At 61.7% G+C, this 23190-nt stretch carries 21 protein-coding genes; 9 read left to right on the top strand and 12 right to left on the bottom strand.

Going from position 1 to position 23190, the window contains the following annotated elements; genetic code table 11:
• Positions 1 to 22: 22 nt before the first annotated feature.
• From CHH27_RS18990 to gloB, 4 genes are all read right to left on the bottom strand, one after another.
• On the bottom strand, positions 23 to 454 hold the full coding sequence (locus CHH27_RS18990; protein WP_094072977.1) for a hypothetical protein: 432 nt from the start codon (positions 452 to 454) through the stop codon (positions 23 to 25).
• On the bottom strand, positions 451 to 894 hold the full coding sequence (locus CHH27_RS18995; RefSeq protein WP_094072978.1) for a cupin domain-containing protein: 444 nt from the start codon (positions 892 to 894) through the stop codon (positions 451 to 453). The genes CHH27_RS18990 and CHH27_RS18995 overlap by 4 nt, the downstream gene beginning before the upstream one ends.
• Positions 895 to 940: 46 nt before the next feature.
• On the bottom strand, positions 941 to 1156 hold the full coding sequence (locus CHH27_RS19000; RefSeq protein WP_094074866.1) for a hypothetical protein: 216 nt from the start codon (positions 1154 to 1156) through the stop codon (positions 941 to 943).
• Positions 1157 to 1274: 118 nt separating this feature from the next.
• On the bottom strand, positions 1275 to 2057 hold the full coding sequence (gloB, locus tag CHH27_RS19005; RefSeq protein ID WP_094072979.1) for a hydroxyacylglutathione hydrolase: 783 nt from the start codon (positions 2055 to 2057) through the stop codon (positions 1275 to 1277).
• A gap of 150 nt (positions 2058 to 2207) precedes the next feature.
• Between gloB and CHH27_RS19010 the strand changes: the two genes are divergently transcribed.
• Positions 2208 to 2984 (top strand): class I SAM-dependent methyltransferase, encoded by a 777-nt coding sequence (locus CHH27_RS19010; protein WP_094072980.1) that lies wholly within the window; start codon positions 2208 to 2210, stop codon positions 2982 to 2984.
• A gap of 73 nt (positions 2985 to 3057) precedes the next feature.
• Here CHH27_RS19010 and CHH27_RS19015 read toward each other — a convergent pair whose 3' ends face one another.
• The 5 genes from CHH27_RS19015 to htpX all read right to left on the bottom strand — a co-directional run bounded on the left by CHH27_RS19015 (position 3058) and on the right by htpX (position 11482).
• Positions 3058 to 5169 carry a methyl-accepting chemotaxis protein gene (locus tag CHH27_RS19015; protein WP_094072981.1) on the bottom strand — a complete coding sequence of 704 codons (2112 nt, stop codon included), beginning with the start codon at positions 5167 to 5169 and terminating at the stop codon, positions 3058 to 3060.
• A 226-nt stretch (positions 5170 to 5395) separates the two neighbouring features.
• A complete protein-coding gene (purH, locus tag CHH27_RS19020; protein WP_094072982.1) occupies positions 5396 to 7012 on the bottom strand; it encodes a bifunctional phosphoribosylaminoimidazolecarboxamide formyltransferase/IMP cyclohydrolase in 1617 nt (538 codons plus the stop codon).
• A gap of 95 nt (positions 7013 to 7107) precedes the next feature.
• Complete coding sequence (locus tag CHH27_RS19025) at positions 7108 to 8784, bottom strand: heparinase II/III family protein (protein ID WP_094072983.1); 1677 nt, start codon at positions 8782 to 8784, stop codon at positions 7108 to 7110.
• Positions 8785 to 8995: 211 nt separating this feature from the next.
• A complete protein-coding gene (gene rsmB, locus CHH27_RS19030; RefSeq protein ID WP_094074867.1) occupies positions 8996 to 10333 on the bottom strand; it encodes a 16S rRNA (cytosine(967)-C(5))-methyltransferase RsmB in 1338 nt (445 codons plus the stop codon).
• Between the two features lie 189 nt (positions 10334 to 10522).
• Positions 10523 to 11482 (bottom strand): zinc metalloprotease HtpX, encoded by a 960-nt coding sequence (htpX, locus tag CHH27_RS19035; RefSeq protein WP_094072984.1) that lies wholly within the window; start codon positions 11480 to 11482, stop codon positions 10523 to 10525.
• Positions 11483 to 11637: 155 nt separating this feature from the next.
• Between htpX and CHH27_RS19040 the strand changes: the two genes are divergently transcribed.
• Both CHH27_RS19040 and CHH27_RS19045 read left to right on the top strand, forming a co-directional pair.
• Positions 11638 to 11901, top strand: coding sequence for a DUF1674 domain-containing protein (locus tag CHH27_RS19040; protein ID WP_094072985.1), 264 nt, complete (start codon positions 11638 to 11640; stop codon positions 11899 to 11901).
• Positions 11902 to 11912: 11 nt separating this feature from the next.
• Positions 11913 to 12431: a hypothetical protein gene (locus tag CHH27_RS19045; protein ID WP_094072986.1), complete on the top strand. Its 519-nt coding sequence runs from the start codon at positions 11913 to 11915 to the stop codon at positions 12429 to 12431.
• On the opposite strand, the gene CHH27_RS19050 is transcribed toward CHH27_RS19045, so the two are convergent.
• Together CHH27_RS19050 and CHH27_RS19055 are read right to left on the bottom strand one after the other, a co-directional pair.
• A complete protein-coding gene (locus CHH27_RS19050; RefSeq protein WP_094072987.1) occupies positions 12432 to 13085 on the bottom strand; it encodes an SGNH/GDSL hydrolase family protein in 654 nt (217 codons plus the stop codon).
• Between the two features lie 65 nt (positions 13086 to 13150).
• Entirely contained in the window at positions 13151 to 13756 is a 606-nt protein-coding gene (locus tag CHH27_RS19055) for a DUF922 domain-containing protein (RefSeq protein ID WP_094072988.1), read from the bottom strand.
• A 158-nt stretch (positions 13757 to 13914) separates the two neighbouring features.
• Here CHH27_RS19055 and CHH27_RS19060 point away from each other — a divergent pair, with 158 nt between their 5' ends.
• From CHH27_RS19060 to bktB, 6 genes are all read left to right on the top strand, one after another.
• Positions 13915 to 15138: an aminotransferase class I/II-fold pyridoxal phosphate-dependent enzyme gene (locus CHH27_RS19060; protein WP_094072989.1), complete on the top strand. Its 1224-nt coding sequence runs from the start codon at positions 13915 to 13917 to the stop codon at positions 15136 to 15138.
• Entirely contained in the window at positions 15135 to 17894 is a 2760-nt protein-coding gene (locus CHH27_RS19065) for a DNA translocase FtsK (RefSeq protein ID WP_094072990.1), read from the top strand. The genes CHH27_RS19060 and CHH27_RS19065 overlap by 4 nt, the downstream gene beginning before the upstream one ends.
• 93 nt (positions 17895 to 17987) lie before the next feature.
• Positions 17988 to 18635 (top strand): outer membrane lipoprotein carrier protein LolA, encoded by a 648-nt coding sequence (locus tag CHH27_RS19070; protein WP_094072991.1) that lies wholly within the window; start codon positions 17988 to 17990, stop codon positions 18633 to 18635.
• 17 nt (positions 18636 to 18652) lie between these two features.
• On the top strand, positions 18653 to 19630 hold the full coding sequence (locus tag CHH27_RS19075; RefSeq protein WP_157738991.1) for an ATP-dependent carboxylate-amine ligase: 978 nt from the start codon (positions 18653 to 18655) through the stop codon (positions 19628 to 19630).
• 85 nt (positions 19631 to 19715) lie between these two features.
• Positions 19716 to 20705, top strand: coding sequence for an NADPH:quinone reductase (locus CHH27_RS19080; RefSeq protein WP_094072993.1), 990 nt, complete (start codon positions 19716 to 19718; stop codon positions 20703 to 20705).
• A gap of 129 nt (positions 20706 to 20834) precedes the next feature.
• The gene (gene bktB, locus CHH27_RS19085; RefSeq protein ID WP_094072994.1) at positions 20835 to 22016 is read left to right on the top strand and encodes a beta-ketothiolase BktB; all 1182 of its coding nucleotides are present in this window, start codon (positions 20835 to 20837) and stop codon (positions 22014 to 22016) included.
• 83 nt (positions 22017 to 22099) lie between these two features.
• On the opposite strand, the gene CHH27_RS19090 is transcribed toward bktB, so the two are convergent.
• Positions 22100 to 23188 carry a toxic anion resistance protein gene (locus tag CHH27_RS19090; protein ID WP_094072995.1) on the bottom strand — a complete coding sequence of 363 codons (1089 nt, stop codon included), beginning with the start codon at positions 23186 to 23188 and terminating at the stop codon, positions 22100 to 22102.
• Positions 23189 to 23190: the final 2 nt, after the last annotated feature.

Below are 23190 nucleotides of genomic sequence, written 5' to 3' on the forward strand. Positions count from 1 at the left end.
GCCGGCTGTACAAATCATCTTGTCAGTCAAACGCCTCGATCTGGGCCTTGAGCAGCCTTGCATCGTCACCTGCATGGCGCCCGGCGAAATACCAGTAGACCAGACCGGAGACGAGCCCCGCCGGGATGCAGAACATGGCGGTCTTGAAGATTTCCCAGTCGATGCTCATCAGGATGACAGGCAGGCCGGCAAACGCCAGGATTGCCGAAAAGAGCATGTAGGAAGGGGCGCTGCGGATTGTCCGCTTTTCGCAAAAGGCAATGAAAAGAAGCGACGGCACGACCGTATAGAGCGTCACGAACACCAGCAGAAACAGATAGACGACCATGTTCACGCTCAGGCCACCACCGCCGCCTGACACACTGTTGAGCGTGAGATGAAGCGTGAAACTGGCCGCCAGCGCGCTGGCCACATAGCCGATGAAGATGCGCTTCTGGAACAGGAGCTTGATCACTGTCCCGGCTCCCAGCCCTCCGCCGCCATGACAAACCCTTCGAACTGAAATCCGGGCGCCACGGTGCAGCCGACCAGCGTCCAGGCACCGAGCGAACGTGCCTGTTGCCAGCCGTCGCGCGGCACAATGCCCTGCGGGCGCTGTCCTGCCAGAAGGTCGCTGCCAAGTGTCAGCACTTCTTTCGGGCCGCTATCGGAACTTATCGACAGTTCCAGGGGCGCCCCCGCATACCAGTGCCAGGTCTCCACCGCATCCACCTTGTGCCAGCGTGACAGAACACCTTCCGGAAGCAGGAAATAGATCAGTGTCGATGCGGCCCGCCCGCTCTCGTCCGTGACGGGATCCCGGAAGGTTTCGACATAGTGTCCACCTTCGGGATGCGGCTGCATGTTCAGGAGGGAAACGACCTGATCTGCCGTCAGGTCCTGGGAAACGGTCATCCTTTACCCCGGCTTCAATCTGGACAAGTCAAGCCCGGGCGGCCGATCAGGACGGCTTGGACCCGGAACAGAAAGCCAGATCATCAATGGTTTCGCGCAAGGCGGCAACCACTTCCTCGTAAAGCACCTGCATATCCAGCTTGTGACCACCGCCGTGATGCACCGGAATGGCCTCGGCCTGGCTGACGATACGGTGAACCACGTCCTTTGCACGTTGCTCCGCAGAGCGGGATAAATGGGCTTCGGAACTGGCAGGTGTCATGGATTTTGCCCCTTCATGATCACGATACACGTGCATATGGGGGCAAAACCCGATGGATTTAAGGCTTTCACTTCAGAATCCGTGAATTTCCCACGTGGAAATGCTGAAGGATTATCGCTCAGGCATTATCCTTGCGGGTCCGGATCTCGGTAAAGATCTCCGTCGCGGATCTGCCTTCCATGCCGAGGGCGGCGGCAACCGACGCTTCGCCGGCACGCAGGAAAGGGTTGGTCGCTTTCTCGACCGCCATCGTGGTCGGCAGGGTCGGTGCCCGTCTGGCACGAAGGGCCATGACCTCGTCCGCACGGGCTTTCAGCTCGGCATTGTCCGGTTCGATCGTCAGGGCAAATCGGGCATTGGCCTCGGTATATTCATGGCCGCAATAGATCACCGTGTCGTCCGGCAGTTTCCGGATCAGCTTCGACAGCGATGACCACATCATCTCCTTGTCCCCCTCAAACACCCGGCCGCAACCGAGCGAGAACAGGGTGTCGCCTGTATGAGCCATGGAAATCGACGGAATGTACCAGGAGATCTGATCGAGCGTGTGTCCGGGCGTTGCAATCGCCTTGATTTCATAGGGGCCGCACAGGACATCATCATCGTCTTCGACGGTGCGGTCCAACTCGGCAATCTTTTGGCGTGACCGCTCGGGTCCGATGACGGTGGCGCCGGTTTTCTGCTTGAGCTCGCCCAGGCCCTGAACATGATCCCAGTGATGGTGGGTGATCAGAATGTGGCTGAGCGTCCAGCCCGTCTGCTCCAGAGCCTGTTCATAGGCAACGGCATGCGGCACGTCGATGCCGATCGTTGTGCCGGTCTCCGTATCATGCACCAGCACGCCGAAATTGTCGTCGAGGCAGGTGAACTGATGGATTTCGGTTGTGTCGCGCAAGGCCATGGCGGGCTCCTTTCGAGGACTGGCTGGTTGAAACGTAAAGTGGCAAAGCGCACATTCAAGAGCAAGGCATGAGATCTTGCGCTTGGCGCCGGTTCCATGTTCAATCGCGGCGATCAGGAACCGCCCCTGAACCACACCGAGCCAGGCTGAATGTATCTCGACGTCGTCCATCTGCGCGCCTTTTACGATTTACCGCTCGGCCAGCTGTTGCGCAGTCTGATCGGCGCTCCCATCGGCAACATGTGGCCGGACATGGCCGGCAAGAGCCTGCTCGGCATCGGCTATGCCGGCCCGTTCATGCGTCCTTACATGGACAGCGCGGAACGGGCGATCGCGGCCATGCCGGCCCCCCAGGGCGCCGTTGCCTGGCCAAGGGAGCGCGACAGCGCCTGCGCGCTCGTGGAAGACACGGATCTGCCCTTTCCCGATGCCTATTTCGACCGGGTGATGATGGTGCACGCGCTCGATCACTGTTCGGACCCGGCGGCAGTCCTTCGCGAAGCCTGGCGCGTGCTGGCTCCAGGTGGGCGCCTGATCACCGTCATTCCCAACCGGCGTGGTCTCTGGGCACGATCCGAGCTGTCGCCCTTCGGCTATGGCCGGCCCTATTCCAGCCGGCAGATGAAGGATCTGCTGAAAAGCTGTCAGTTCAACGTTCTGGACGACCGGGAAGCCCTGTTCATGCCACCGTCCAGCAAGCGCGCTGTTCTGAAGGCCGCCCGGACCTGGGAAAACATCGGGCGCCGAATCTGGCCACTCTTTGGCGGCATCCTGGTGATGGAGGCGGAAAAAGTCGTCTTCCAGAGCCTGCCGTCCGGCGGGCAGAAAAGCCGCCTGCGCGTGCTGCGCCCGGTCTTCATTCCCGAAGGTGTCGCTTCAGGCCTGAAGCCCGTCCGGGCGGTGCACCGGACACGGGAAGCGGATTAAACCATCCCGACGGCAAAGAAAAACGCGCCGGAACATGTCCGGCGCGTTCTCTGTTTCGTTCGATCAGAAGGTGTCAGGCAACCTGGCGGACATTGGCGAGGAAACCCTCGACTTCCTGTTTCAGCCGGTTGGCTTCGGTCTGAAGCACGTTGGCCGAAGCCGATACCTGACGGGCGGCATTGCCGGTGTCGTCGGCCGAGGCCGCCACCTTGACGATGTTCTGGGCCACTTCCTGCGTGCCGTTGGAAGCTTCCTGGATGTTGCGGGCGATCTCGTCGGTCGCAAGACCCTGCTGTTCCACCGAACTCTGGATGGAAGAGGAGATCTCGTTCATCTTCTCGATGGTTTCCGAGATGCCCTTGATCGCCTCGACCGAACCGGCGGTTTCCGTCTGCACCGACTGGATCTGCAGCGAGATTTCCTCGGTCGCCTTGGCGGTCTGGTTGGCCAGTTCCTTCACTTCCGCCGCGACAACCGCAAAGCCCTTGCCGGCTTCCCCGGCGCGTGCTGCCTCGATGGTGGCATTCAGCGCCAGAAGGTTGGTCTGTTCGGCAATGTCGGTGATCAGCTTGACCACTTCGCTGATCCGGTTGGCCGCTTCCGCAAGCCCCTCGATCTTGGCGTTGGTCGACTGGGCCTGATCCACCGCATGGGAGGCAATCTCGGTCGACTGTGTCATCTGCCGGGAGATTTCACCGACGGAGGCCATCAGCTCTTCAGCGGCCGAGGCAACCGTTTCCACGTTGGACGAGGCTTCTTCGGAGGCGGCCGCCACAGCGGTGCTCTTGTCGCTTGTGTCGTCGGCGCCCGCCGTCAACGTGCCGGACGCCGCGTTCAGGTCCTCCACCTGGGTCATGACGATCTGGGTCAGTTCCGAGATCTGCCGGTCGAAATTCTGCGACAGTTCGCTGATACGCTCCGCGCGGGCCAGCTGCTGGCGCTGCGCCTCTTCCTGTTCGGCGGTCAGGGCTTCGGCCTGGCGCGCCTTGTCGCGGAAAACTTCCAGCGCCTTGCTGATCTCGCCGATTTCATCGGCCCGCTCCGTGTCATGGATCGGCTCGTCATACCGCCGGTCAATCAGGGCCTGGATGCTGCCGACGGCACGTTCCAGCGGACGGCGCACGATGGTGTTGCCAACCACATAGATCGAAAGCGCCACCACCAGAAGGAGCACCACGCCAACGCCGATGATCAGCGTCGTGATCTGGGAGGAGGCTGCATTCAGCGTCGCCAGCGGCACATTCACCACCACCGCCATCTTGGCGTCTGTTCCGGTGATTTCCACCGGCATGACGATACGGTGCACATCCGTGCCAAGGGTGTTGGAATAGCCGTCATAAGCGAAAGGCTTGCCGTTTTTGACAGCTTCCAGCAGGGCGGACTGAACGGCCAGGTCGGCATCTGACCGGCCTTCGGCCCAGTCCTTGCCAAGCACTGCCGGGTCGGGATGCGCGATCCAGACGCCGTTCTGGGACATCAGATGAACGGAACCGGTGTCGAGCGGTTTTTGCGCACCCAGGGCTTCAGAGAGCGGTGTCAGCAGAATGTCGCCACCGGCAACACCGATGGTCTTGCCGCCATCCTTGATCGGTATGCTGAAGGAAACGCCGGTCACGGTCTTGCCATCGGCTTCCCAGCTGTAGGGCTCGGTCACATAGTCCTTGCCGGGTACGAACGCGCCGTTGAACCAGAGCTGACCGGCATCGTTCATGTCACCGATCGCGATTTCCTCAATCGAGCGGTAGGCGAGGGTGCCGTCCCCCTTACGGAAATAATAGGGCTGCCAGGCGCCGTTCACGGCCCACTTTTCATTGCCCTTGAACTCGGCGTCCTTGCCATCGAGCTGATCGTCGACGATCACGCCCCAGGCACCTGACAGATCCTTGTTGGTCAGGGCGAGATTCTCGACCACCGCGCTCCAGGCCTCACGGTCGGCAACCCCGCCCTTTTTCATGCCGCTGAGCGTGCTGGCCAGGGCCTGTGCAGATTTCAGGCCTTTTTCCAGGCCACGCTGCACGAATTCGGCCTGTTCACGGGCAACCGCCTCGGCCTCGGTCCGGGCGACTTCACCCGTGATGCTCGAGGCCTGCCAGCCGATAAAGCTGATACCGACCACAAGGGCTACGGTTAGCGCCGCCGCACTGGCGCCGATGAGCTTTGTAGTGACCTTCGCTCTCTTAAACACCGATGTTCTCCGAAAATCGCAAGAAATGGACAGGCGAATACCTGTCGAAGCTTGCAGCAGACTAACGGGAGGGCGTTAACAAGGTCTTCAAAGGGTGAATCTTTTCTGAAGAACGCTCCGCAGTTTTTACAATAATTGCAATCAATTAGACTGCTAAGCTCTGCACAAACGACAAGGCCCCGGATCCAGTCGGAGCCAGGGCCTTCGCAAGAGCCGGTTCAGGCGCTTAGTGGCGGAAGTGGCGCATCCCGGTCATGACCATGGCAAGGCCGGCTTCGTCGGCCGCCGCAATCACGTCATCGTCGCGCATGGAACCGCCCGGCTGGATGACCGCCGTCGCACCGGCTTCGGCGGCCGACAGCAGACCGTCTGCAAACGGGAAGAATGCGTCGGAAGCCACAACGCAGCCCTTGGTGAGCGGTTCGGCCAGTCCGGCCGCCTCGGTTGCGTCGAGCGCCTTGCGCGCCGCAATGCGGGCCGAATCCACCCGGCTCATCTGGCCGGCGCCAACACCGACAGTCGCACCATCCCTGGCGTAGACGATCGCGTTGGACTTGACGTGCTTGGCCACGCGGAACGCAAATTTCAGGTCCGCCAGTTCCTGCTCGCTTGGTGCGCGCTTGGTGACAACCTTCAGATCCAGATCATCGACGACACCATTGTCACGCGACTGGACCAGCAGACCGCCGGCGACCGACTTGACAAAAAGCCCCCTGGCCCGGGCATCGGCAAGACCACCGGTCACCAGCAGGCGCAGGTTTTTCTTCGCCGCGATGATCTCGCGGGCGGCTTCATCGGCATCCGGGGCAATGATCACCTCGGTGAAGATCTTGACGATTTCCTCCGCAGCAGCCGCATCCAGCGTCTGGTTCAGTGCCACGATGCCGCCAAAGGCCGACACCGGGTCGCAGCGCAGGGCCAGCTCGTAGGCTTCCTTGAGGCTGGCCCCTTCGGCAACACCGCAAGGATTGGCGTGTTTGATGATGGCAACGGCGCTGGTGCGGGCCGGGTCGAACTCGCTGACCAGTTCGAAGGCCGCGTCCGTGTCGTTGATGTTGTTATAGGAAAGCGTCTTGCCCTGGAGTTGCGTTGCCGTTGCAACACCCGGACGGTTCTCCCCGGTCTTGTAAAAGCCCGCCGTCTGATGCGGGTTTTCGCCGTAGCGCATGACTTCGGCGAGTGCACCGCCAACCGACCGGTGCGCCGGCGTGGCCTCGTCCAGCTGATCCGCCATCCAGTTGGACACGGCCGCATCATAGGCCGCCGTGCGGGCAAAGGCCTTCAGCGCCAGTTTCTTGCGCAATGCAATCGGTGCCTGGCCGTTATTGGCATCCAGTTCGGCAATCACGGTGTCATAGTCACCCGGGTCGGTGACGACGGTGACATAGGCATGGTTCTTGGCCGCTGCCCGGGTCATCGCAGGCCCGCCAATGTCGATGTTCTCGATCCCGGTAGCATAATCGGCGCCGGACGCGACCACTTCCTCAAACGGGTAGAGATTGCCGCAGAAGAGATCGATCCCGGTGATGCCGTGATCCGCCATCGCACTCTGGTGGTCGGCATCATCGCGGATGGCCAGCAACCCGCCATGCACGTTCGGGTGCAGGGTTTTCACCCGGCCGTCCATGATTTCCGGAAAACCGGTCACTTCGGAAATGTCCAGCACCTTGAGACCCGCATCCTTCAGGGCCTTGTAGGACCCGCCGGTCGACACCAGCTCGACACCTCGGTCAGCAAGCGCTTTTGCGAAGTCCACCAGACCGGTCTTGTCGAAGACGGAAAGCAGCGCGCGCTTGACGGGAACGAGTTCGGGAACGGGTACGGCTTTGGACACAATGGCCATGAAGTTGCCTCGCGATTGGGGACGCCTTGGGAGAGTTGGCGTCGCCCTAGCACGCTTTCGGGCAAATCGGAAGGTCACCTATGGGAGAGGTGTGCCTATTCTTCGAGCGGCAGCTCCTCGACCTCGTCGAAATCGCTGGTTCCGCGCCGGCTGAGCTTCGCCGTTGCCGTCTTGCGGAACTGCCAGCTGACGGAGGGCGTTTCCAGGAGCAAGCCGTTGATCACGATCTGGTCCGCCTTGCGGTGACCAAAGACATCGGACAGGTAGATGCTCTCTTCGAGCGTGACCTCATTGCCCGGTGCGTCGAATTCCCAGGCTTCGCCGTCCCTGCAGACGAGAAGCACGGCGGACCCGCCCCGGATCAGCGAGGCCCGCAATCCGGGATGCAAATGAAAGCGCAACGCATAGCGATGCTCCGGATCGACCGCACCAACCGCATTGAACGTATCGACGCCATCCAGAACCGTGCCGTCTCCTGCCAGGCGCAACTCCCGCTGGTGTGTGACGCGAAACTCGGCCGCATAACCGTCATGAGATGCGGTCACCTGGCTGCCTGCGGCATCGTCGGCCCGCTCAACGGGCACCTTGGACGGCCCGGACAGGATGGGTGCGCCCAGAATATGGCCAAATGGCCGGTCAGACAGGAACCGGCAGGACGACGTATCCTCGACAACCGCGGTCGAATGGGCCGCGGTCGACCGGCTTACCCTGCGCCAGAGCGCGTTCGATTTCGGCGACACGCCGCAATTGACCACGATCCGGTTGGCACCGGAGGAAAACTCGAAGGAAAGACACCCGGCGTGCGCATCGCCGGACACATTGACAGAGGGTGCGGCACCGGTATCGATCAGCACCACCGAATTCCCGCCGCTCAAACGCTGGTAGCCGGAATGCGGCGCGTTGACCGGCGGCGCGCCGCGGGCGTCGTCATAGGCCAGGATCGTGGCCACCAGATCGCTTGGCGTCGATCCCATACCATTGAAATGGCCGAGAGCGCCGTCGCCGTGACGGAAGAACCGCAGGAGGGGCATCATCCGGTCGACCGATTGCAGCATGGCGGGCGGAACTTCCAGCCCCTGGGCGACGAAGGCCTGCCGGACGGGCAGAAGATCGGCCAGAATGTCGATCAGGGCTCTCGGATTTCTCGAGATATGCCCGCCATCCGGCAGGATCTGGCGGGCAAGTTCCTGATCAAGCCGCCGGATACTCTGGCGGGCGAAACGTCCCTGTCCGGCCATGGAAATACAGGCCGACGCAATGGCCAGCGCGCCATGAAGCCGTTCAACACCATCTTCGGTCTCGTTTATGGTCTGGCGCAGGAAGCGCACCTGCCGGGCCAGCGACTTGACGAAGCGACGGTAAAACTCGTGGTCGCCATCCTGCAGGATAAACGGGGAGTGGGCGAGCCAGGACAGGATCCGGCGGGTCACCACCGAGGCTTCCCAGCCGATATCGTGCCAGCGGCCGGAATAGCGGATCCAGTCTTCGACAAGGGCTCTGGCATTCTGGCGGGAGATCTGGCTGTCGGACGCTCTCAGGTCACGCAGCCAGCCAAAGCTGTGCAACTCGCGCTGCCAGTCTTCGTGAACGGCCTTCAGTTCGAACGGCGAACGCCCCTGAGTTTCCACCAGATGACCTGAAAACAGGAACCGCCCCCCGTAAATGTCGGCCGCGTTGGTGGCGTCGGCCGTGCGCAGATCCTGGGGGGCAATCAGCAGACGCGCGGGCACAGCAGAAAACGGCTGCATGCGGAACAGGGGACCGCCATGCATCCATTTCAGGGAGCGTTGCCAAACATGCAGGGCCACAAGACGCCAGATCCGGCTTCTTTCACTCAGGCTTGCGATATTCACCAAACCATCCCCAACACTGATGGTTTATACGCGTCTATGGGAACTCTCCGGGTTCAAAATCTGAGAGAACGAACCATTAAGGTTAGCATTTCATTTAAAGAATCATTGCAAGTGAACGGTTTATGCGGCGTTAAAGACGGCGGAATCTGGCGGCGAAAAATCCGTCCAGACCTGTGTTTTCTCGTGTTTTATCAGCTTCATGGCAGGGCAGGCAGCGCAGATACCCGGTATTTGTAACAAGGTGTGCAAGACCCCCGACCTCATCCGGAGTGACCGGAACCGGTGCGATCCTGTCGCCCAGACGGCCGATAAAAGCATCGGCCTGAGCCTCGCCCTCGGCGGCTTCAAGCGAACAGGTGCAATACACAATCAGGCCACCCGGTCGCACCCAGTCCACCACCCGGTCCAGCAGCTCCTTCTGGATCTCGCTCAGCTTCTCAATGTCATAAGGCTTCTTGATCCAGGGCACATCCGGATGGCGGCGGATCGTGCCGGTGGCGCTGCACGGGGCATCCAGCAAAACCGCATCAAACGGCGCTTCGGGTTCAAACTGGCGAAGATCGGAGGCAACGGTCCGAACTGTCAGCCCGAGCCGGGTCATGTTCTCTTCAAGCCGTTTCAGACGGCCCTTGGAGATATCGACCGCCGTCACCTCGGCCCCGGCCGCCGCCAGCTGGGCGGTCTTGCCACCAGGCGCGGCGCAAAGATCCGCCACGTTGAGATCCTGAACGTCGCCCAGTAGCCGCGCCGGCAAGGCAGCAGCGGCATCCTGAACCCACCAGCTGCCGTCCTCAAATCCCTCCAGCGTCTCGACGGCCGCCTTTTTGGCGAGCCGGACACTGCCCGCGGCAACGACCTGACCCTCGAGCTTTTCTGCCCAGCCGGCCGGGTCCGTCTTGACCGTCAGGTCGAGCGCAGCCTCCTGCTGATGTGCGGCAGACATCTGGCGCGCGGTTTCGGTGCCATAGGCCTCAGACCAGCTGTCCATCAGCCAGTCGGGCGTGTTCAGGAGATCCGGTTCAAGGTCCCCTGTGATGTCGTCGCGCTCCCGTCCGAGCCGGCGCAAGACGCCATTGACCAGGCCCTTGTAGGGCCGCGCCCGCCGGTCGAGACCGGCATGGTCGACGGCAAGCGACACGGCAGCGCGGTCGGGAATGTCGAGATAAAGCATCTGGCTGACGGCGACATGAAGGATGTCCTGCACCCGGCCTGTCTTTTCCGGGATCGGCCGGTCGAGCAAACGCTCCAGGATCTCCAGGATTTCACCCCGGTGCCGCAGGGCTGCCCCGACAATGGCCCGAACCAGCGCGCGATCATTGCCGGCCAAGGCCCGAAAACCAGAGTGACCGGAAGCAACATCGAGCTCGCCATCCAGAGGGCGTTTCTTGTGAACGACATTACCGAGAATATCGGCTGCGACCTTGCGCGCGGCAAAGCCCGGCTTTTCCTGTGTGTCTTCTGAAGGCATCTTGCCGGGTTTGTTTTTGGTGTTCGGCCGTCTGGTCACGAAGCCATTCCAATCTCGTCGGTGTCCGGACATGTGCGGACAGTCTCAAAACCAAGCGCCGCAGTCCGGGGCTCCGGCTGCGGCGCAATCTGTGCAGTTTAAAGCTCAAGAGGCTTCGGTCAAAGCGGTTTTTGCCGGATGGCCCTCAGGTCAGCCCCAGGGGCCCTTCGGTCGGTTCTGCGAGCCGGACGACGTCGTGCGTCCTGTCCCCTGCCACGGCCCGGCGGGCGAGCTCTGCCGGCTGCCGAAGGACCGGCCGCCACCGGATCCGAGCCCTGCATCGGCCAGCTTGCGCAGCTCGTCGATGCGGTTCTGGGTGTTGGGGTGCGTGGAAAACAGATTGTCCATGCGCTCGCCCGAGAGCGGGTTCATGATGAACATATGCGCGGTCGCCGGATTGTTTTCCGCGTCCGGATTATGGATGCGCTGAACACCGCCCGAAATCTTGGCCAGCGCCGAAGCCAGCCACATGGGTTCGCCGCAGATCTGGGCGCCCATGCGGTCGGCGGCATATTCGCGTGTCCGCGAAATCGCCATCTGCACCACCATCGCTGCCATGGGCGCAACGATCATCATCAGCAGCATGCCGACAATCCCAAGCGGGTTGTTGCGGTTTCCGCCAAAGAAGAAGGCGAAATTCGCCAGCATGGAGATCGCACCGGCAATCGTCGCCGTGATCGTCATGATCAGGGTGTCGTGGTTCTTCACATGGGCCAGCTCATGGGCCATCACGCCGGCAACCTCTTCCGGCGTCAGCATGTCCAGAAGCCCGGTCGTTGCCGCAACGGCCGCATTTTGCGGGTTGCGGCCGGTCGCAAAGGCGTTCGGCTGCGGGTTGTTGATGATATAGACCTTGGGCATCGGCAGATCGGCGTTCTGCGCCAGTTGCCGGATCATCCGGTAAAGGTCCGGTGCCGATCGCTCGTCCACCTCCTGCGCATGATGCATGCGCAACACCATCTTGTCGGCGTTCCAGTAGCTGAACAGGTTCATGGCCGCGGCAATGAGCAGGGCAATCAGCATGCCCGACTGTCCGCCGATCATGAAACCGATCCCCATGAACAAGGCGGTCATGGCCGCCAGGAGCATTGCAGTGCGAATGTAGTTCATCGCTCGCGGTTTCCGTTTCTGTCCCTGTATCTTGCTGTCTATGCGGAGGCGCCTTTGGCCTCCCGTTTCAGTCAGCTAGATGGGGATTGCTGCCATTCTTGGCAAGTTTAGCCTATATAGGTGACAAACCTTTCATGCCGAATGAGCCGAGATCCATGACGGACGACCCGAAGACCCCGACTGCCGCCTACAGCCAGAGCGATGCCCCTTCCCTGAAAACGGACGTGGAAAGCGCGCCGAAAAAGCGGTTTGAGGACCTGCCGCCGGCCGCCCAGCGCGCGCTGAAAGAAGCCGAAGAACGCCGCAAGGAAATCGATGAGCGTCAAAAAGGCATGGCGGAAGAGGTCAATGGCCGGGGCGGGCTGGAACCCACCCGCTACGACGATTGGGAGATCAAGGGGCTGACGGTCGATTTCTGAACGGTTGACTGATGACCCAAACGCTTTTCAGCTTCCTGTCCCAATGGGACGGAAAGGACACCAAATCCCTGACAGGCCTGTTTCATGATGAAGCCGGCAATCCTGAGTTTCTGAACTCGATGGTAAGAATGGCCGCGCTTGAGGAATGCCAGCGCGGCGCGACCTGGCTGTTGAAACATCATTTTGACGGTGGGGGTGTGGCGCCTTCAGAAGAACTTGCGCAGCAACACATTTCTCAAGTGGCCGATACCGGGGACTGGCAGACACGCCTGCATGTCCTGCAGTATCTGGAGCATCTCGATCTGCCGGATGACTCCGAAGCGCTCCAATCGGAATTCGTCGAGGCTTCCCTCAAGTCGGAAAAGCCCTTTGTTCGTGCCTGGGCCTGGCATGCCCTCTGCGTTCTGGCGGAGCGATTTCCGGGCAGAAACCAGGCGACGCGTCGAAGATTGAGTGAAGCGCTGTCGAGGGAAACCGCTGCCTCGGTGAAGGTTCGCATCAGAAAAGCGTTGCAACGATTGAACGGCTGATCAGCCCTGAACGAGTGCCCGCACCTGTTGCGCAATCGCCTTTGCCAGACCCGCCTGCGGTTCAGCATCGAAGTGAATGGCGTCCACCTGGCTGGCTGAAATCACGGTTCCCGTGTCGAAAAACGCCACGCCATAGTCCTTCGCCAGTCTCTCATAGACGCCGGCCAACCGCTTCGACTGTTCACCGCCATGCGCATTCGAATAGACGCCCGCATATTCCTTGCCGGTGAAATCGCCCAGCGGCGGTGGTGACATCAAGAGGACCTTCGGCGCCCTGCCTTCGACATCATCGGTCGGCTGCGTTGCGGCAAACAGGACCCGCCCCATAGCGAGGCCGATCGCGTCGGCGCTCAGACCAAACCTGTCCTGAAGGTCGTTCGAGCCCAGCATGATGATCAGGATGTCGATTGGCATGTGGGTCTTGCGCACACCGGCCAGATGCTGCAGCCCGTTCTTGTCGCCGCGAACCGGATCTTCAAAAACGGTGGTGCGCCCGTTGATGCCTTCCTCGACCACGTGGAAATCCGGCCCGAGTTCCTTTTGCAGCAGCCGTGTCCAGCGCACATCATGCCCGTAACGGGTCTTGTCGGCCGGGTTGAAGCCCCAGGTCAGGGAATCGCCGAAACAGACGACGGTCAATGGCTGCTCAGTCAAATGTGATCCTCCAGATGGTGCAGCATCTGCACCATTCCGGACTGTAGCTGAATGAAAACAATTGTCTAATCGCGCAGGGGCGGAATGGTGGTGGCGCCATGGCGCGTTTCCCGGTCATAGTCGATGTCCTGTTGCCGCAGCTCAGCCAGCTTGGCCTGCCCGAACCGCCTCGCGTCCGCATTGAGCCGTTCGCAACTGATGTCGGACTCCATGGCTTCAAGCGTCCTGTCAATCTCTTCCACCATGTCGATCGCCATGTCCGCATGCCCCTGCTCATGGGCTTCCAGTTCGCGCATCATCGCTCCCCAGGACGATTTGAGGTGTGCGGAGGCGCCGGTTTTCCGGGTCCAGAGCGGATAGATGAATTCCAGGTCCAGCTCAGTCCAGACTGCGGTCATCACACACGTCTGGCCACGATAGGCATATCGGTATTGCCAGGATATCCGCCAATTCGTGCGCGCCCAGTGGCGGGTCGCACCGGGCGCGTCGAGTGGGCCTTTTTCAGCCATTTCCTTAATCAGCTCTTCCGCCGTGCCACCGCCAATCTCGTAAAGATTGGTCTGGCTCCTGATCGTGACATCGCCAAGCACGGCACGCGGTAGCAGGAACAGGATCAGAGACAGGGTCACGATCAGCCAAACAGGCTGAACACGAAGAAGGGAAGTCCACATGACGGCTCCAGATCATCGCTCAATGGGGGTCAGGCTGACCGGCACGAGCACAAATTGCAATCAGGAAAAGCACCCCTCGCCTGCTTGGTTAATAAGAGATTTACCATGCAGGCGATAGGGTGAACGCGAAGTTATGCGTCACGACTGCCGGATCCTAGATGACTGCCAGCCCAAAGCCTTATCAGCGCGGTGTTTCTCTGCCGAGTTCCAATCCGTTTCAGCGCCTTGCCGAACTCCTGGAAGGAGAGGCCGCAGGTCTGGACCCGATTATCATGACAATCGGCGAGCCGCAGCATGCCATTCCGTCGTTTACAGCCGAAGTACTGATGGAAAACATGGCCGGATTTAGAAAATACCCGCCGATCAACGGCTCGCAGGAGTTCCGGCAGGCCATCGCCGCCTGGTTGGACAAGAGATACGATCTTGGAGGCGCCGTCGACGAAGATCACGGTGTCCTCCCGCTCAACGGGTCCCGTGAAGGTCTTTCCTTCGGTGCCATCGCCGCGCGTGACCAGCTGGACAAGGGACTGGACCATCCGGCGGTGATCCTGCCCAACCCGTTCTACCAGACCTACGCCGCCGCAGCCCATGTGGCAGACGGCGAAGCCGTTCTGCTGGATGCGGTTGCGGGCAACAACTTCCTGCCCGATCTCGACAGTCTCAGCGATGACCTGCTCGACCGCACCGTTGCCTTCTACGTGGCATCGCCCACCAACCCGGAAGGTTATGTCGCCGACATCGCCTACTGGCAGCGCCTGATCAAACTGGCCCGCAAGCACCGGTTCATCATCTTTGCCGACGAATGCTATTCGGAAATCTACCGCGACACACCGCCTCCCGGTATTCTGGAAGCGGCCCTGCCGCTGAAAGACGGCTTTGCCAATATTGTCGTGCTGAACTCCCTTTCCAAGCGCTCAAACCTGGCCGGCCTCAGATGCGGCTTTGCCGCCGGCGATCCGGAGTTCCTGAAACGATGGGCAAAATTCCGCGGACTGGCGGCGCCACAGGTTCCGCTCCCGGCACAGGCTGTCGCCGTGCGCGCTTACCAGGACGAAGCCCACGTCATCGAGAACCGGCGTCTTTACAATGAGAAATTCGCGGCCGCAGAACGCATTCTCGGCCCGATCCTCGGACCGGTTACGCCCGAAGCCGGGTTTTTCCTCTGGCTGGATGTCAGCCGCTGGGGCGACGGGGTATCGGTCACAAAGGCGCTTTGGCGCGATGCCGGCCTGAAGGTGCTGCCCGGGCGTTTCCTCGCCTCCGACCAGTCGGACGGCAGCAATCCCGGCGAAAGCTATATCCGCATCAGCCTGGCGGCACCGCTCGAGCAGGCAGAAATCGCCCTTCGACGTTTGGCAAACTGGATGGGAGAGACAGAATGAGGCGGGCCAGCGCAACTCGCGGCAACGGCCGCAGGGCCTCGGTCGATCTGCTCGACACCGAGAGCCCGATCAAACGGTTTCTGCGGCGCAACCTCGTCGGGGCAGCCGGTCTCGGCATCATAGCGTTTGCCGCAATGCTGGCAGCAAGCCTTGCCACCTGGTCGGTCAGCGACCCGAGCCTCAACCATGCCACGGACGAACCCGTGCGCAACGCGCTCGGCACACCGGGCGCCATTCTTTCCGACATCCTGATGCAGACCATCGGCCTTGCCACGGCCGTGTTCCTGGTTCCGCTTGTGCTCTGGGGCTGGCGGCTGCTCGCCGGACACGAGCTTGGGATCGGCCGCAAACGCCTGGCCTACTGGCTGGCCGGCTCGAGCCTTGCCGCCGGGGCGCTTGCCGCACTGCCGGTGCCCGACAGCTGGCCGCTGCCAACCGGTCTTGGCGGCTTTTTCGGTGATTACGTGCACCGGTTCCCGGCGCTCATCACGGACAACATGACCGGTGGCGCAGCCACCATTGTCGGCGGTCTCGGACTTGGTGTTCCCGCCATTCTCTTCCTGCTGGCCGCTGCCGGTTGGCTGGGCAAAGCCGGTGCACCGGCTCCACGCACGGAGCCCGCACCAACCGCAAAGGGTCACGGCAAGTCGATCGAGGAAGATCTGGGTCTGGACGAGGAAGAAGGCGAATCCCGCCTTGCCCTCTTCGCAAGTGCGTTTGTCGGCCAGATGGGGCATGTCGGTCTCCAGACCGCCGCTCATCTGCGCCGTCTGACAGGTTTCAAACGCTCCCGGCCCCAGGAGGACGAGGAAACCTGGGACGACGACGAGCTGGAACCGGATTACGAGCCCGAAGACAGCCGGCAGGGCAGCCGCCTCAAGGCCTTCCGCCGGGTTTTGACCGGCCGTCTGATGCCCGAGGACGATGACGGCCTCGACGAATTCTACGAGCGCGGCCAGCATCCCGACGACGACGAAGATCCCTATGCCGAACCGCCCTTCGACGAGGACGGCGAGAGCTTCGAGCCCGATGAACTCCTGATCGACAAGGGTCCGGTCTCCGGCCGGCCTGCCGTTCCGGTCGGTATCGCACCGCCGCCGGACCAGGCACCTGCCCAACCGGAAGCCCCGGCCCAATCTGCACCGGCGGGCCGGGTCATTCCGCCGGCGCCGCGCCCGAAACAAAGCAAACGGGCAATGGAAGAAGCCCAGCCGTCCTTCCTTGGCGCGCCGGAAGAATACGAGCTGCCGCCCCTGAGGCTGCTGGCCGAACCGAAGGCCGGCGGCAAGGTTCCGGGCCTGTCCGCCGACGCCCTGGAACAGAATGCCCGCATCCTGGAAGGAGTGCTGGAGGACTTCGGCGTGCGCGGCGAGATCATCGAGGTTCGCCCAGGTCCGGTCGTCACGCTCTATGAACTGGAACCGGCCCCGGGCATCAAGTCGTCCCGCGTCATCGGCCTTGCCGATGACATCGCCCGCTCCATGAGCGCGATCTCGGCCCGCGTGGCCGTCATTCCGGGCAAGAACGCCATCGGCATCGAACTGCCCAATGCGCGGCGGGAGACCGTTTACCTGCGCGAGTTGCTGGCCGCACAGGACTTCGAAAAGTCCAAGTCCAAGCTGGCGCTGGCGCTCGGCAAGACCATCAATGGCGAGAGCGTCGTGGCCGATCTGGCGCGCATGCCGCACCTCCTGGTCGCCGGCACCACCGGTTCGGGTAAATCCGTTTCGATCAACACCATGATCCTGTCTCTGCTCTACCGGCTGACGCCCGAACAGTGCAAAATGATCATGATCGACCCGAAGATGCTGGAACTCTCCATCTATGACGGCATTCCGCATCTGCTGACACCCGTCGTTACCGATCCGAACAAGGCCGTTGTCGCCTTGAAGTGGACCGTCCGCGAGATGGAGGACCGCTACAAGAAGATGTCCAAGATGGGCGTCCGCAACATCGACGGCTACAACACCCGCATCAAGCAGGCGCTCGAAAAGGGCGAGAGCTTTACACGCACCGTTCAGACCGGCTTCGACCGCGAGACCGGCCAGCCGATCTACGAGGAAGAGGAACTGCCGCTCGAGGCAATGCCCTATATCGTCGTCATCGTCGACGAAATGGCCGACCTGATGATGGTGGCCGGCAAGGACATTGAAGGCGCGATCCAGCGTCTGGCCCAGATGGCACGTGCCGCCGGCATCCACCTGATCATGGCCACGCAGCGCCCGTCCGTCGACGTCATCACCGGTACCATCAAGGCAAACTTCCCGACCCGGATCTCGTTCCAGGTGACCTCGAAGATCGACAGCCGCACGATCCTCGGCGAAATGGGCGCCGAGCAGCTGCTCGGCATGGGCGACATGCTCTACATGGCCGGCGGCGGCCGCATTCAGCGTGTCCATGGCCCGTTCGTGTCCGACGACGAGGTCGAGGACATCGTCAAGCATCTGAAGGTCCAGGGCACACCGCAATATCTGGAAGCCGTCACGGAAGAAGAAGATGGGGGCGACAGCCCCTATGACGGTGGTGGCGGTCTGGCCGGCGGTGGCGAGGGCAACGAACTCTACGACAAGGCGGTTGCCATTGTCCTGCGCGACAAGAAGGCCTCGACCTCCTACGTTCAGCGACGCCTGTCGATCGGCTACAACCGGGCAGCCTCCCTGATCGAGCGGATGGAACAGGAAGGCCTGATCAGCGCCGCCAACCATGCCGGAAAACGCGAGATTCTCGTGCAAAACGGCGTCGAAGAAGACTTTTGATGTGTTAGGGTAAATCCTGCCAAAGCTTTGCCACACAGGATCACTACCTAGGAACAAAGCCAAACGGCACGAACTGATTTAGGACATTGCCTCATGCTGAAACGCTTCGCACACCGCCTGCTCAAACCGATTGCGGCAACCGGTCTGGCCGCGGTTCTCGCCGTCTCTGCAATGCTTCCGGCAGCAGCGCTTACCGAGCAGGAACAGAAGACGCTCACCGACCTGAACAGCTATTTCAACTCGGTGAAGACCATGCATGGCGACTTCATCCAGTTCGGTCCGGACGGCAGCCAGTCTGACGGCAAGTTCTATATGGCCCGCCCGGGCAAGGTGCGTTTCTACTACAACAAGCCCTCCGTGCTCGACATCGTCGCCGACGGCAAGTCCGTCTCCGTGCGCGACCGCAAGCTCAACACCCAGGACATCTGGCCGCTGGGGCAGACGCCCCTGCGTTTCCTTCTGTCCGACTCCATCGATCTGCAGCGCGACACCAATGTCACCAACGTGTTGGTCGAGGAGGATCTGGTTACGGTCACGATCTTCGACAAGACCAAGTTCAACTCCGGCACGCTGACGCTGATTTTCGATGCCAAGGACTATGCCCTGAAGCAATGGACCGTCACGGATCAGCAGGGTTATGACACCTCGGTCGCCGTCTATAACGTTGTCTCCAACGGCCCGACCAATCCGGACCTGTTCAAGATCGACTATCTGGCGAATGCCCGCCAGAACAAGAACTGACCGGCGCGGCCGATCCGGTGACTTCTGAGGAAACCGCGTCCGGTGGACGCTCCGTCGTTTTTCAGCTGCTTGAGGCCTTCTGCGCCGGCAAAGGCTATCGCGTCACGGCCGGTGACCCGCATGGCCATGCCGGTCATGTCGAAAGCCCCACGGGCAAACGCTGGTTCTTCAAGGGCACGCGGTTTGATCTCAACCCCTATGGCGCGGCCGAGATCGCCAATGACAAGGCCTATACCTGCCGGTTTTTGAAGGACGCGGGCATTGCCGTTCCGGCCAGCCACTTTGTTCCGGCCGCCAGCATCCGGAGCGGCAAGCGGCCACCTGAGGAGGTGCTCGACTTCGCCGAGGAAACCGGATTTCCGCTCTTCGTCAAGCCGAATGAAGGTCAGGAAGGCCGCGACGTGATGCGGGTCGACACCTATCACAACCTTCAAAACGCCCTTCATCTTCAGGCCAAGCGCAACGAGGCCATGCTTGTCCAGGAGGAAATCCGAGGCCTGGACCTTCGGGTCCTGGTGCTCGACGGCGAGGTGCTATGCGCCTTTGAACGCCGTGCGCCAGAGGTCACCGGCGACGGCGTCAGCAGCCTTGCGGAACTGGTCGATGCACATCCAAGCATTGATCCGTCCGACGGCCGCATCGACTTCGAACTCTCGCAACAGGCCCTGATGCTGGAGAGTGTGCCGGAGGCTGGCCAGACCGTGACCTTGCTGCCGGTCTCGAACCTGTCCTCGGGCGGTTCGGCCAGGATCATCACGGCAAGTCTCGCACCTGATCTCCACGCCCTGGCCCGGCTGGCCACCAGAACGCTCGGCCTGCGTTATGCCGGCATCGACCTGATCGTTCCGTTCGAGCAGCGCCCGGACACCACCGCCGTGGTGCTGGAGGTCAACGCCGCCCCCGGTCTCAGCAACCTCTATCGCCAGGGCTGGGAAGAAACGGCTGCGGTAAAGCAGGTCTACGAGACGCTGTTTGAAGCCGCATTCGGCACATGAACCTGTTCGGATCCGTCCGACTGTTTTCCAGACGCAACAGCCGCCATGTCTGTAGTCACTTGCACGATTTTCCTGGGAGAAACTGATGCGCGCGATCACCTATGACCGGTTTGGCCCGGCTGCAGAGGTTCTGGTCCTGGAGGACCTGCCTACTCCGAACCCTGCTCCTGGTGAGGTCCTGGTCAGGCTGCACAATTCGGGCGTCAACCCGTCCGACATACGGGCCCGCGCCGGCGGCCGTCCGGGGGTGACGAAGCCGCCATTTCCGAAAATCGTTCCGCACAGCGATGGCGCGGGCGTCATCGAGGCCGTTGGCGAGGGCATTTCGAAAGCCCGGATCGGCGAACGGGTCTGGATCTGGAACGGGCAATGGCAGCGTGCCTTCGGCACGGCAGCGGACTACATCGCCCTGCCGTCGGTGCAGGCGGTCACCTTGCCGGATCAGACCTCTTTTGAGACCGGCGCCATTCTCGGCATCCCGGGCATGACGGCGGTTCACGCGGTGCTTGGCGGTGGCGATGTCGCCGGCAAGACCGTCCTGATCAGCGGCGGCGCCGGAACCGTGGGCAATCTTGCGATCCAGGTGGCTGCCGCCTCCGGAGCCACCGTGCTGGCAACGGCCCGCGGCGAAAGCGGGCTGGCTGCGGCGCGCGAAGCCGGCGCGGCTGAGGTGTTCGACTATACCTCTGACAATCTCGCCGATCAGATCCTCGAGGCAACGCGCGGCGCCCTGGTCGACCGGATCGTCGAGGTCGAATTCGGCAAGAATGTCGAGACCAACACCAGGGTCATCGCCGAGCGCGGCACCATTGCCGCCTATGGCTCGGCCAAGGACATGACACCTGTGCTGCCGTTCTATCCGCTGATGTTCAAGGCCGTGACCCTCGATCTGGTGCTTGTCTATCTGCTGTCCGAAGCCGTGCGCAGCACCGCCATCGGCAGCCTGACCGGGCTTCTGGAAAAGGGCGCACTCGACTTCAGGATTTCCGAAACGCTGGATCTCACCGAATGCGCCAAGGCTCATGACCTGATTGCTGAGGGAAACCGGGCTGGGTCGGTGCTTCTCAAGTGCTGACACTCGTCCGGCGGCTGGACCCAGCTTTCAGCCCCGGCGGAAACTCTCCATTTGGCCGACTCGCCTTCCGCATACGGAACCGGCTATGTAGGACGGAGTTGACCCCAGGGCGGAAACAGGATCGGACCCATGACTGAGATTGTGATTGCAAGTGCGGCGCGGACAGCCGTTGGAAGTTTCGGCGGCGCGCTGAAGGACAGCCCGCCCTGCGACCTGGGCACGACGGTCGCAAAAGCCGCCATCGAACGCGCAGGGATCGAAGCAAGTTCCATCGATCAGGCGTTCTTTGGCAATGTCATCCACACCGAACCGCGTGACATGTATCTGGCGCGTGTCGCCTCCCGCCAGGCCGGCGTCCCGGACCACGCGCCGGCACTGACCATGAACCGTCTGTGCGGCAGCGGTCTGCAGGCCATCGTCTCCGCGGTCCAGGCGATCACGCTGGGAGACGGCGACGTCGCGTTGGCAGGGGGCGCTGAAAACATGAGCCGCGCCGGCTATTCGCTGCCGGGCGCCCGTTTCGGCCAGAAAATGGGCGATACCCAGATCGTCGACATGATGACCGGCGCTCTCCACGACCCGTTCGGCATCGGCCACATGGGCATCACGGCCGAGAACATCGCCGAAAAACACGACATCCCGCGCGAACGCCAGGATGCCTTTGCTCTGGAAAGCCATCGCCGCGCCAGCGCCGCCATCAAGGCCGGCTATTTCAAGGATCAGATCGTGCCGATCAGCGTCGGCCGGAGAGGCAAGGAGACGGTCTTCGACACCGACCAGCATGTTCGTCATGAGGCGGAGATCGGCGACATGGCCAGGCTGCGCCCGGTTTTCAAGAAGGACGGCAGCGTTACTGCCGGCAACGCCTCAGGCCTCAATGACGGTGCCGCGGCGCTTGTCCTGATGAGCAGGGAAAAAGCCGACGCGCTTGGTGTGAAGCCGCTGGCGCGCATCCGCTCCTATGGGGTGGCAGGCGTTGACCCGGCGGTGATGGGCATTGGCCCGGTTCCGGCCATGCAGATCGCCATGAAACGCGCCGGCATTTCCGCAGTAGATCTCGATGCGGTGGAATCCAACGAGGCCTTTGCGGCCCAGGCCTGCGCCGTCAACGATCTGCTTGGCCTGCCCGCAGAGAAGGTCAATCCGAATGGCGGTGCCGTCGCGCTTGGCCACCCGATCGGTGCCACCGGCGCGATCATCATGACCAAACTGGTCTACGAATTGCGGCGCAGCGGCGGCAGCCTCGGCGCCGCCACCATGTGCATCGGCGGCGGCCAGGGCATTGCGGTGATCGTGGAAAACGCGGCCTAGGCCGTCGGAGAGCCTCACCAGAGTGATTGGCACTGGGCGAAAATGGCCGGGCGCTCACAGGTCGAGCGCCCGGCCAGAGCAGCTTAAACCGTCTGGCTGGCCTCGATCAGCTTGCGGGTGAGTTCCTTCTCGCAGCTTTCCAGGTCCTTTTCCGCGGCCTGGCGCGCCGTGCGGCCTTCCTGTGCAATCCGGATGGAATCCTCGATGGTACCGATCAGGTTCTGGTGCGCCGATTTGATCGCTTCAATATCGTAGACGCCCCGCTCCAGCTCGGTGCGGATTTCGGCATTGCCCTGACGCAGATTCTCGGCATTTGCCTTGAGCAGATCGTTGGTCAGGTCATTTGCCTGGCGAACCGTCTTGCCCGCGTCCCGAGCCCGCGCAATGGTCACGGCCTGACCGAGCTGAATTTCCCAGGCCGGAATGGTGTTTCGGATCGTGCTTTCGATCTTCAGGATCAGGCCCTGATCATTGTCCTGGATCATTCCGATGGACGGCAACGACTGCAGGGTGACCTGCCTTGTCAGTTTGAGATCGTGCACCCGGCGTTCCAGCATGTCACGGGCAGCGCCGAACTTGCGAAACTGTTCCGCCGCAAGATCATCGCCCCGCTCCGCAGCTTCCCTGAGCTTTGGCAACTCCACGTCATTCCAACGCCGAAGGGCTTCCTCGCCCGCGATGATGAAGGCTCCGAGATCGTTGTAGCAATTCACCGCCTCCTTGTAGAGCCGGTCGAGCAGCTCCGAATCCCGCAACAGTTTTCCCTTGTGGTCCTCCAGCCTGTTGGTCATGGTCGCCACCTGGGACCGCACGGTCTCGTATTTCTGGATCGCCCGGGCAACCGGCGTCATCTTGGAAAACAGCCTGGACAGCCAGCCCTGTTCCCGTGTCAGTTCCGAAACATCGAAACCGCGGATCTCCAGAACCATCTCGTTGAGAACTTCACCGGCCGGCCCGGTGTCCTTGTTCTTGACGCCTTCCAGCATCTTCCGGGAGACCTGCTGCATGCCGGACTGGGCCGTTGAACCGAACATCATGATGCTCTGGGTGTCCTCCCGATCAATCAGCGCGATCTTTTCGTCGATCTGTGATTTCTCCGTGGGTGCCAGAGCGCCATAAACGGTCAGTTCGGTCTTGAGGTCCTGCCTTTGGGCGAGGTCGGTTGCAGCCATGA

It is taken from the genome of Labrenzia sp. VG12 (assembly GCF_002237595.1).
In the GTDB taxonomy this organism is placed as follows: Bacteria; Pseudomonadota; Alphaproteobacteria; order Rhizobiales; family Stappiaceae; genus Roseibium.